Origin of the sequence: Pseudomonas huaxiensis, from assembly GCF_003231275.1 — a bacterium.
Taxonomy (GTDB): domain Bacteria; phylum Pseudomonadota; class Gammaproteobacteria; order Pseudomonadales; family Pseudomonadaceae; genus Aquipseudomonas; species Aquipseudomonas huaxiensis.
On the sequence record NZ_QKVL01000014.1, the window covers coordinates 108,258 to 119,117 of the forward strand.

Genomic DNA, 10,860 nt, shown 5'->3' on the forward strand with positions numbered 1-10,860 from the left:
GCCTGCCTCGCGGGTTCATAAAAACAATAATGCGTCGCTGGAGTCCGAAACACATGAAAACCCTCTTTCTGCTGGCGGGTCTCCCGTTATTGCTGTCCTCCTTGCATGCCTCGGCTGTGGACAGCACGCACCCTGCCCAGGTCGATGCGAAACGCCTGACAAATGCCAATCTCGAACCCGGCAACTGGATGAGCCACGGTCGTACTTACGACGAGCAACGCTACAGCCCGCTCAATGCCGTCAACGACAAGAACGTCAGCCAGCTCGGCATGGCCTGGACCACGCGTCTGGATATCGATAGCGGCACTGAAGCCACGCCACTGGTGGTCGACGGGGTGATGTACACCACCGGCGCCTTCAGCATCGTCTATGCGATGAACGCAGCCACCGGCGAAATGCTGTGGAAATACGACCCGAAAGTGCCGCCCGAAAACCTCAGTCAGGGCTGCTGCGGCCCGGTCAACCGCGGTGTCGCGGTGTGGAACGGCAAGGTCTACGTCGGCAGCTTCGACGGTCGGTTGATCGCCCTGGATGCTGCCAGCGGCAAGGAAGTCTGGTCGGTGGACACCATCCTCGACCGCTCCAAGAGTTACTCCATCACCGGCGCTCCGCGCATCGTCAAAGGCAAGGTGCTGATCGGCAACGGCGGCGCCGAGTTCGGCGTACGCGGCTATGTCACGGCCTACGATGCCGAGACCGGCAAGGAAGCCTGGCGCTTCTACACCGTGCCGGGCGATCCCAAGCTGCCGCCGGAAAACCCGGCCATGGCCATGGCCCTCAAGACCTGGACCGGTGACGACTGGGTGAAGTGGGGCGGCGGCGGCACGGCCTGGGACTCCATGGCCTATGACGCGGACCTCGATCTGCTGTACATCGGCACCGGCAACGGCTCGCCGTGGAACTATCAGTTCCGCAGCCAGGGCAAGGGCGACAACCTGTTCGTGTCGTCGATCCTGGCCTTGCGCCCGGACACCGGCGAATACGTCTGGCACTACCAGGTCACCCCGCAGGACCGCTGGGACTACACCGCGACCCAGCACATGATCCTCGCCGACATCAAGGTCGACGGCCAGGTCCGCAAAGTGTTGATGCAGGCGCCGAAGAACGGCTTCTTCTATGTGCTGGACCGCACCAACGGCAAGCTGATCTCGGCAAAGAACTATGTGCCGGTGAACTGGGCCAGCGAGATCGACCTGAAGACCGGTCGCCCGGTGCTGACTGGCGCCGCGGACTACTCCAAGGAGCCGAAAGTCGTGCAGCCAAGCTTCCTTGGCGGACATAACTGGCACCCAATGTCCTACAGCCCCAACACCGGTTACGTCTACATCCCGGCCCAGCACACCATGGCCGAGCTAAGGGCGGCGAAAGAGCCGATGTTCTTCCCGAACAAATCGGTGCTGAACTTCGGACTGGACGTACCTGATCTGCCGGAAGATCCGAAGACTTTCAAGCAGATCCGCGATGCCTGGACCGGCGAGCTGATCGCCTGGGACCCGGTGAAGCAAGCACCGGCCTGGAAGCAGGAATATGCCAGCGCCGGCAATGGCGGCACCCTGGCAACGGGCGGCAACCTGGTGTTCCAGGGCACCGCAGACGGTCGGGTGGTGGCCTACAGCGCCGACAAGGGCGAGAAACTCTGGGAGCACCGCGCCAACTCCGGCGTGATGGCCGGGCCGATTACCTACACCGTGGGTAACGACCAATATGTGGCGTTTTCCGTAGGCTGGGGTGGGATTCTTCCGCTGCTGACCGGCTCGCTGACCAACAAGGCCAAGGTGCAGTCGGAATCACGCATCATCGCCTTCAAGCTCGGCGCGAAGGGCGAGTTGCCGCCGCCGCGCCAGGCACCGGTATTCCCCAATGTCGATCTGGAACTGACGGCAACCCCCGAGCAACTGGTCCAGGCACGCAACATGTTCAACGGCCTGTGCGCGGGATGCCATGGCCTCAACGCCGTTGCTGGCGGCGTGGTCCCGGACCTGCGCTACCTGACCAAGGACAAGCACGCGGCCTTCCCGGCGTTCGTCAGCGGCGCATTGATCCAGCGTGGTATGCCGAACTTTTCCGACATCCTCAAGCGTGAGGACATGGAGTTGATCCGCCAGTATCTGGTCAAACGCACCCATGACCTGCAGGCCGACCTGAAAGCCAGCGCCGCGCAGTAAACCCACCGTCACCGAACCCGCCTTGGTGGCCCCTGAAAAGGGGCCGCCCGGGACTCTTCACGCCAACAAAAACAACAACGAGAGTTCACCATGAAGATCATCAGCCCCTCGACCCTCACGGCCGGCCTGGCTCTGTTCGGCGTTTCCCTGTTCGCCCAGGCCGACGTCAAGCCTGACCCGGGTGACTACACCGCGCTGCCCAAGGGCACCGACGTGGTCGTGCTCTATCAGCAGAATCCGCGCGGCGACAAGGTTTACTCCGGTGGCAAGAAAGTCGCCGACGACCTCGACCTGGACATGACCGTCGGCGTCCTGCGTCTGATCCACTTCACGGATTTCTTCGGCACCGGCTACACCTGGGACCCGCAGATCGTCATCCCCTTCGGCCAGCAGGACATCGGTGCCAGCCACAGCAAAACCTCGGGCCTGGGCGACATCACCTTCGGCGGCACCCTGTGGACCATCGGTGATCTGGAGCGCAACGAACACCTGGGCTGGTCGGTGTTCTTCACCGCACCTACCGGCAGCGACAAGGACCAGGGCTTTGCCCTCAGCAACAACCGCTGGGCCGTGGACTTCCAGGTGGGCTACATCAAGGGCCTGACCGACAAGATCAGTTGGGACGTGATCGCCGAAGCCGAGTTCTATGACGACCAGCGCTCCACCGACGCGAAAAAGGACACCCTGCTGCAACTGCACAACCACCTGCGCTACAACTTCACCCAGGACACCTATGCTGCCATCAGCTACCGGCACAACTGGGGCGCGCGCGAAACCCTCGACGGCCAGACTCTGGCCACCAGCCGCAACAACGGCACGGTCGGCTTCACTGTGGCGACCATGGTCGGCAAGCAATTGCAGTTGATGGGGCAGGTGATGCACGACACCACCGTGCGGGAAGGGGTGAAGATCGATAACTCGCTGCAGTTCAGGGCGGCGTATTTCTATTGATGCAGAGGGGGCCGCAGTGCGGCCCTTGGTTGCACGGACCCATTGTGATCAATCTCCTACTTTCGGCGGATCCACCTTAGTACCCCGTACTTCTGACTCCTGCTTAGTAGCCATATGCCTATCAATTTTCGTATGGTCCAGCCTGACAAGCGTTCAGCCCAGGTGCCAACGCGGAGCCGGCACCCTGGAAAACTTCCTCGCGGGACCCAGTGGAACGACCCATGAACAATAACGAGCGGCAACGGGCCGCACATCGTCGCGCAGCATTCGGCGCACTCTTGCTGACCACCACCGCAGCCCTGGCGGACTCATCCGTCGAAGTCGATCCGGTCGAAATCACTGCCACTCGCACCGGGGACCACTGGGCCCAGGCAGCCTTGTCGGCCAGTGTCGTCGACGCCGCCGACAGCCGCGGCGACCAGGCGCTGACCCTCGGCAACATGCTCTCCAGTGTGCCAGGCGTGGTCGTGCAAAGCCGCTACAACGCCGCCCAGGGCCTGCGCCCGGCGATCCGTGGTTTCGGCTCGCGCTCAAGCTTCGGCGTGCGCGGTATTCGTGTGCTGGTGGATGGCGTACCGCTGACCATGCCCGACGGCCAGACCGAACTCGACGGCCTCGATATCGGCCTGGTGGAGCGCATGGAAGTGCTGCGTGGCCCCGCCGCCGTGCTCTACGGCAACGGCGCCGGCGGCGTGCTGGCGATCAATACGCGCGAGCCGGGCGATCATCCCGGCGTCGCTGCCGACTTCAGCCTCGGCAGCTACGGCTATCGCCGGCAGAGCATCGAGGCCAGCGGCACCGAGGGCAATTTCGGCGGCTTGTTGGCCGTCAGTTCGACGCAGATGGACGGCTATCGCGACCACGCCACCAGCGAGGCCAACAACCTCACCGGCAAACTGCGCTGGTGGGGCGACACCGGGCGCCTGGCCTTGACGATGCATGCGCTCGATAACCGTTCGGAAGATCCCGGCGGACTGACCCTTGCGCAAGTTCGTGCGGATCGTAATCAGGCGCGCCCGCAAAGCCTGAGCTTCGATTCCGACGAGCGCATCAGACAACAGCGGCTGTCGCTGGTGTGGGATGGCGAGGCCGTGGGCGAGGACACCTATCAGCTCCGCAGCTACGTTGGTCAGCGCGACTTCACCAACCGCCTGCCGCTGGCCGCCAACGGCCAGACCAGCTACGAGCGCCTGTTCGGCGGGGTAGGCGGGCATTACAGCCATGTCGCCAACTGGTTCGGCCTGAATCACAAGCTGACCTTCGGCGCCGACCTGGAATCCCTGCGTGACGACCGCGACCGCAACAACAACATCATCGGTGGCGAAAAGGGCGCACTGACCTCACGCCAGCGAGAGGAAGCCACCAGCCTTGGCCTGTTTGTGGAAAACCAGACCGAGCTGACCGAAAACTGGGTGCTCAGCCTCGGCCTGCGGCATGACGCCGTGCGCCTGAGCGTCGACGACCGCTTCCTGCGTGACGGCGACGACTCCGGTGATCGCACCCTGCGCGATCTCAACTACAGCGCCGGTCTCAGTTATCGCCTGGACCCGAACCACACCGTCTACGCCCGCGTTGCGACCTCGTTCGAGACCCCGACGGTTGCTGAAATGGCCAACCCGAGCGGTGGTGGTTTCAACAGCAACCTGGAGCCCGCCGAAGCGCTCAACCAGGAAATCGGCTTCAAAGGCGAGACCGCCCACTGGCGCTACGAAGCGGTGGTCTACCGGATCGATACTCGCGACGAGCTGGTGCCCTACGTCGATGGTCGCACCTTCTACCGCAACGCCGGTTCCACCCGCCGCGACGGCCTGGAACTGAGCGCCCGCTGGCAGCCCGACGATCACTGGCAACTGAGCACCGCCTACAGCCTCAACGACTACAGCTATCGCAGCTTCGACGGCGCCGACGGCAAGCGCCTGCCGGGCATTCCAGTGCAGAGCCTGTTTGGTGAGCTGAGCTACAGCCGCGACAACTGGTACGCGCGCCTCAACACCTCGATCTACGACCGCCAGTACGCTGACAGCGCCAACACCGCGAGGATTGGTGGCTACGCGGTGGTCAACCTGCGGGCGGGCATCCAGCTCAAGGGCTGGGCGGAGAATGTGGAACCCTATGCCGGGCTGGATAACCTGACCGACCGGCGTTACTACGACAACCTGCGGATCAATGACAGCGGCGGCCGCTACTACGAACCCGCCCCCGGTCGGACCGGATATGTGGGCGTAAAAGTCCGCTTCTGAGTGAAGGCTTAGTGCTATCACGGCGGCGATGAGTGAAGTAGTCTTGGGCAATATTGTCCTCACTTTTTGCAAGGAGCTCGAATATGCGACTGTCCTCGACAGGTCTGGATTTGCTCAAGCGCCGCACCGGATTGACCCTCAATGCTCGTCAGGATGGCGCCGGCCTGTGGTTTATCGGCTACGCGCACTACGGCGATGTCCATGAAGGCATGACCATCACCCAGGACGAGGCGGAGGCGAAGCTGGAGCACGAGATTGGCCGCTACGAGACCCAGTTGGCCGGCATGCTTCAGGTCCCGGTGAGCCAGGGCCAATGGGATGCGCTGCTGCTACTGGTGTTTGACTATGGGTCGATCCGTATCCGCAGTTCGATCCTGATTCGACATGTCAATGCCGGAGCGATCGACCAAGCGGCTGACGAGTTCCGCAAATGGGTTCAAGTGCGCGGACGGCCGGATACGCAGATGATGAGGCGACGCGCTATTGAGCGGGAGATGTTTCTTCAGAGCCCGCAAGTCGCGTGAGGTAGTAGAGGGCAGGGCGGTTGGATGACCGTTACTGCCCTTTGTTTTATCCGCGAGTTACCCGGTCGAAAGCTGCACCCTGGTTGCGTCGGTGGACGATAGACATGAACCCCGCGTTGCCCCACCTCCTGGTGCGTGTTAGAACCTTTCCACCACATTCGCATTCCAAATACCACCATGCCCCCCATTCCAAACCCCACTAGAACCCTCTTCGACCTCGACCTCCTTCGGGCGGTCGTCGTGGTCGCTGATTGCGGTAGTTTCACCACCGCCGCTTCCCGCCTGCATTCGACCCAATCCACCATCAGCCAGAAGGTCCGTCGCCTGGAGGATATGGTCGGCCACCGCCTGCTGGAGCGCGGCAACCGCGAAGTACTGCCCACCGACGCTGGCCAGACGCTGCTCGGCTACGCCCGGCATATGCTGGCGCTGAACGATCAGATGGCGGAGGCGCTGGCGGGGGCGACGGTGGGGGTGACGGTGCGCTTGGGGGTGCCGGAGGATTTTGTCGGCGGGCGGACGACCAATGCGTTGTCGGCGTTCAACCGCAAGTACCCGCAGGTGAAGCTGGAAGTGACCAGTGGCCTGTGCCGGGATATCAGCCAGAGCTACGAGAACGGCGAACTGGACCTGGTGCTGCTGAAGCAGCGGCGAAATGGGCGCGAAGGGGTGGTGAGCTGGCCGGAGGAGCTGGCCTGGATCGACAGTGCGAAGAATCCGGCGCTGGAGCTTGACCCGATTCCACTGGTGACGTTTCCGCCTCGCGGCCTGTACCGGGACGAGATCATCAGCGCGGTAGAGAGCCTGGGGCGACGTTGGCGGATTGCGTTCACCAGTTCGAGCCTCAGCGGGATTCAGGCAGCGGTGGCGGATGGCATGGGCATCAGCCTGCTGCCGCCGCGGGCAGTGAGCGGGGATCATCGGGTGCTTGGGGTGGCCGACGGGCTGCCGGTGGTGGACAGCTATGAAATCGTGATCGTGCATCGGCCGACGGCGGAGCCGATGGTGAAGGAGTTGGGGGCGGTGCTGGGGCGGTTGCTGGATCAGCAGTGAGTTTGAGGTCGGGTACGGTCAGGTAGGGCGAGTTGGCAGGTTTTGCGGCCGTTCGCTGCGGTTCGGCGCCCCGACAAGCCACATACAAGGTTTTGCGTTCGGCTAGGAGACATGACCCACAAAAAAGCCCGCCGGGGAGGGCGGGCTTTTTCTGTTCAGGCTGCGAGAGCCGCGAGCATTAACGCTTGGGGTTCAGCGTCAGGTGCACGTTGCGGTTCACATCCTTGTACAGCAGGTAGCGGAACGGGCCCGGGCCGCCGGAGTAGCAGGCTTGTGGGCAGAAGGCGCGCAGCCACATGAAGTCGCCGGCTTCCACTTCGACCCAATCCTGGTTCAGGCGGTACACCGCTTTACCTTCCAGAACGTACAGGCCGTGTTCCATGACGTGGGTTTCGGCGAACGGAATGGTGCCGCCTGGCTGGAAGGTCACGATGTTGACGTGCATGTCGTGGCGCATGTCGGCCATGTCGACGAAGCGGGTGGTGACCCACGCGCCATCGGTGCCCGGCATCGGAATTGGAGCGATGTCCTGTTCGTTGGTGACGAACGCTTCCGGGTGCGGCAGGCCTTCTACGGTTTCGTAGTGCTTGCGGATCCAGTGGAAGGTGACATTGGCGTTGCTGTTGTTGCGCAGGCTCCACTCGGCAGCCGGCGGGATGAAGGCGTAGCCACCCGGTTTCAGGGTGTACGGCTTGCCTTGCAGGGTGATGTCGACTTCACCTTCGACGACGAACAGTACCGCTTCGGCGTTCTTGTCCAGCTCAGGACGCTCGCTGCCGCCTTCCGGGGCAACTTCGACGATGTACTGGGAGAAGGTTTCGGCGAAGCCGGACAGCGGGCGGGCGATGACCCACATGCGCATCTTGTCCCAGAACGGCAGGTGGCTGGTGACGATGTCACGCATCACGCCTTTAGGGATAACCGCGTAGGACTCGGTGAACATCGCACGGTCTGTCAGCAGCTCGGTCTGAGCCGGGTGCCCGCCGTGAGGGGCGAAGTAGGTTTTGGACATGGGAAGTCTCGGGGTGTTTGTTGTTGTGTCCGCGGGACCGCCGGTGAGGGCGGTTCTACCGGGCTTGCGCTCCTACAATAGGAACAATGCTTCGCATCCACAAATTAAATGTTGGAATTCATGGTATTCATTTATTGAATGGGCTCCGTTGGCTCGTCCGTTGAATGGGTGCCTTGGCGCTCGGCCACGGCGCGCAAGGTCTTCAGGGTGATGGTCGGGGCGTCGATAACGAAGCGGTTGGCCAGCCAGGCGGGGATGTCGCCGGCGGGTTCGGCCTGCAGTTCGTAGGTGACTTCGGTTTCCCGCTCGCCCTTGGGAATCATCCTCCAGGTGCCTTGCAACTGGGTGACACGGATTTGTCCGGATTCCCGCGGCACCATGCCCGGCACGGCCGAGAGGTGACGGATCAGGCTACCGTCGTCGTTGCGCTCGGTCTGCACCTTGAGCACCATGTCGCGGGTGGTGGCGGGCCAGGGCAGGGCGGTGGTGAGGTAGACCCAGGTGTTGTCGTCCTCGACTTTCAGCAGGCGCATGTCGGCGCAGGCGTACAGCCATTTGCAGGCGACGCGGAGGTTTTCCTGGAGGTCGCTGAGGGTGCGCACGTCGGCCTTGATCAGGGCGACACCGCGGAAGCTCTGGTAGTTGGAGTGGGGGACGTCTTGCAGGTAGACCTGGATGCCGTCTTCGTCGCTGGCCAGGTGCCAGGGCTCGGCGGCCTGGGTCGGCAGGGACAGGAGGATGAGCAGCAGCAGGGTGGTCGTGAGGCCAGGGAGGCGGGGCATGGTGGAGATCCTGGCTGAGTGGTTGATTGAGGATAGGTCAGGTTGGCACTGCAATCGTGACGGTCTGGCGTCCCGACAAGCTCGCTCCTGCAGAACAGGAGCGAGCTTGCTTGCCATCACGCTTGTGTCAGAACAACCACTGCACCCCCAGCGAATACCCCGCCTGATTCCCTTCGTCATGGGCAAAGCGTGTATTGGCTTCCGCGAACACACCCAGTTGCTCGGTGACCATCAACTGCGCGCCCAATTGCGCGCGGCCGAAGTTCTTGTCCACGTCGCTCAGGTTGGCTACGCGCACCAGGCCGTCGGCGCGGCTGGTGAGGTCGATCTCGTCCAGTCGGCCATCCGCCAGCTCTCGCACCCAGCGCACGCTGGCGTAAGGCTTGAGGGCCATGCCGCCAAGGCCGAGGCTGCCGTGCAGGCGCCAGCCGAGACTGGCTTCGAGGGTGTCGTAATCCTGTTTTTCGAAGCCCAGGGCGGTGCGCAGCGCTTCGTCTTCGTTGAAGTCGTCGATGCGGTAGTGGACGTAGTCGAGCCCGGCCACCGGACCGGTTTGGAGGCCACCGACGGTGAAGTCATAGCCACCGTCCAGCCGCGCGCCCCAGAACAGCGCCGAGGTGTCGCCGGACAAGCGCTGGTCCAGTAACACCGGGCCGCCATTGGCCTGGATGAACACCGAGCGTTTGGTGTCGAAGCGGGTGTGCCCGGCGCTCAGTTCGCCGGCCAGCCATTGCGGGCCGCCATCGTTGAGCAGGGCGAACGCGCCAACCTGCCAGGCGTCGCCTTCGACGCGGCCGCCATGGTCGAGGCTGTCGCGGCTGCGCTCGAAGCTCAGGCTGGCGCCGACGGTGACGGCCTGGCTCAGGCGGTAGTCGCCCAGCACATGCACGCCCAGGCGTTTCGATTCAGGATTGCCCGGCGCGTCGAAACCGTTGTCCGGTGAAACTTCGCCCTCCACACCCACTTCGCCATCGAAGCTGCCCACCGCGCGTTCGCTGCCCAGCACGCTCAGCCAGCGGCGGTCGTGCAAGCGAGTCATGGCCTGGTGCTGGCGCTGCAACTGGTCTTCCATCTGCCGCGCCATGGCGCCGCCGGAGGCGGTGGAGGCGAGCAGGTCGGCGTTGGTCAGTTCCAGCACGAGACGGGTCAGCAGGCGCGAGAAGTCGCGCAGGCGCTGTTCGATACGCTCTTCACCGAAGGCGTTGGTCAGTACGGTTTCGTTGTCCTCCGTTGGGTCGTGCCAGGTGGAGCCGCCGGGGATCGCCGGGTTGTCGGTCTGCTCGTAGCCGTCGAGGTCGCCCAGTTCCCAGTTGGTGGCTTCGATGAACAGCACCGGGACGTTCAGGCTGTTGAAGCTTTCACCGTCGCTGCAGCAGCCGGTGCCGGCGGGGTAGTCGCTGTTGAGGCCGGGGTTGGTGAAGAGGTCGATCTTCAGTTCGCTGGCGATGCGCAGCAACTGGTCGCGGTAGGCGCCGAGGGCCGGGTTGGCGACGGCATTGCTGCCGGCGTGGGCGTACATCTTGTCGCCGGTGATCAGGCTGTCGAGGTTGATCATGCCCAGCAGGTTGGCGCGCTGGCTGTCACTCAGTGACGCGACGTAGGCGCGGGAGCCGCGCAGGCCTTCTTCCTCGGCGCCGAAGGCGACCACTTCCAGACCGTTTTCCAGGGCGACGCCGCCCAGGTTGCGGGCGATCTCGGTGAGCACCGCCGCGCCCGAGGCGTTGTCGTCCAGGCCTTGCAGGGTGGGGCGACCGTAATAGGTGTCGAAGTGGGCACCGAGCACCACATAGGTGCTGTTGCTACCGGCGGCGGAGGCGATGACGTTTTGCGAACTGCGGGTGCCGGCCCAGGTGAAGTCCTGGCGGCTGGTCTGGTAGCCGAAGCCCAGTTGCGACTGCATCCAGTCGGCAGCGCCGGCGAAGTTGGTGGTACCTCGGTAACGACCGGGGTAGTCGTTGATCAGGCGGTCCAGGGTTTGTCCGGCGTATTCCCCATATTCGTAGGCGTTGGCGCCCTGGGGCAGCAGGGAAGATCCGAGAGCTACAGCGATGGCTAGCGGTTTGAACACGGCACTTATCCTTAGGTGTCGGTATGCGTGTGCATCTTGAAGATGCGTCAGCGAACCGACAGCAG

At 63.4% G+C, this 10,860-nt stretch carries 8 protein-coding genes; 5 read left to right on the forward strand and 3 right to left on the reverse strand.

The features are described from left to right. Window positions 1-53: 53 nt before the first annotated feature. From DM374_RS16930 to DM374_RS16950, 5 genes are all read left to right on the forward strand, one after another. Window positions 54-2,165 carry a PQQ-dependent dehydrogenase, methanol/ethanol family gene (locus tag DM374_RS16930; RefSeq protein ID WP_110970893.1) on the forward strand — a complete coding sequence of 704 codons (2,112 nt, stop codon included), beginning with the start codon at window positions 54-56 and terminating at the stop codon, window positions 2,163-2,165. A gap of 90 nt (window positions 2,166-2,255) precedes the next feature. Beyond that, window positions 2,256-3,116 carry a transporter gene (locus DM374_RS16935; protein ID WP_110970894.1) on the forward strand — a complete coding sequence of 287 codons (861 nt, stop codon included), beginning with the start codon at window positions 2,256-2,258 and terminating at the stop codon, window positions 3,114-3,116. A gap of 221 nt (window positions 3,117-3,337) precedes the next feature. Beyond that, window positions 3,338-5,356 carry a TonB-dependent receptor family protein gene (locus DM374_RS16940; RefSeq protein WP_110970895.1) on the forward strand — a complete coding sequence of 673 codons (2,019 nt, stop codon included), beginning with the start codon at window positions 3,338-3,340 and terminating at the stop codon, window positions 5,354-5,356. Window positions 5,357-5,439: 83 nt separating this feature from the next. Then, entirely contained in the window at window positions 5,440-5,880 is a 441-nt protein-coding gene (locus DM374_RS16945) for a lysozyme (protein ID WP_110970896.1), read from the forward strand. A 177-nt stretch (window positions 5,881-6,057) separates the two neighbouring features. Continuing rightward, window positions 6,058-6,933: a LysR substrate-binding domain-containing protein gene (locus DM374_RS16950; RefSeq protein WP_110970897.1), complete on the forward strand. Its 876-nt coding sequence runs from the start codon at window positions 6,058-6,060 to the stop codon at window positions 6,931-6,933. Between the two features lie 178 nt (window positions 6,934-7,111). Here DM374_RS16950 and DM374_RS16955 read toward each other — a convergent pair whose 3' ends face one another. The 3 genes from DM374_RS16955 to DM374_RS16965 form a co-directional block, all read right to left on the reverse strand. After that, the gene (locus DM374_RS16955) at window positions 7,112-7,945 is read right to left on the reverse strand and encodes a bifunctional allantoicase/(S)-ureidoglycine aminohydrolase (RefSeq protein WP_110970898.1); all 834 of its coding nucleotides are present in this window, start codon (window positions 7,943-7,945) and stop codon (window positions 7,112-7,114) included. Window positions 7,946-8,076: 131 nt separating this feature from the next. After that, a complete protein-coding gene (locus DM374_RS16960; protein WP_110970899.1) occupies window positions 8,077-8,727 on the reverse strand; it encodes an START domain-containing protein in 651 nt (216 codons plus the stop codon). 127 nt (window positions 8,728-8,854) lie between these two features. Next, on the reverse strand, window positions 8,855-10,795 hold the full coding sequence (locus DM374_RS16965; RefSeq protein ID WP_110970900.1) for an autotransporter outer membrane beta-barrel domain-containing protein: 1,941 nt from the start codon (window positions 10,793-10,795) through the stop codon (window positions 8,855-8,857). Window positions 10,796-10,860 lie beyond the last annotated feature (65 nt).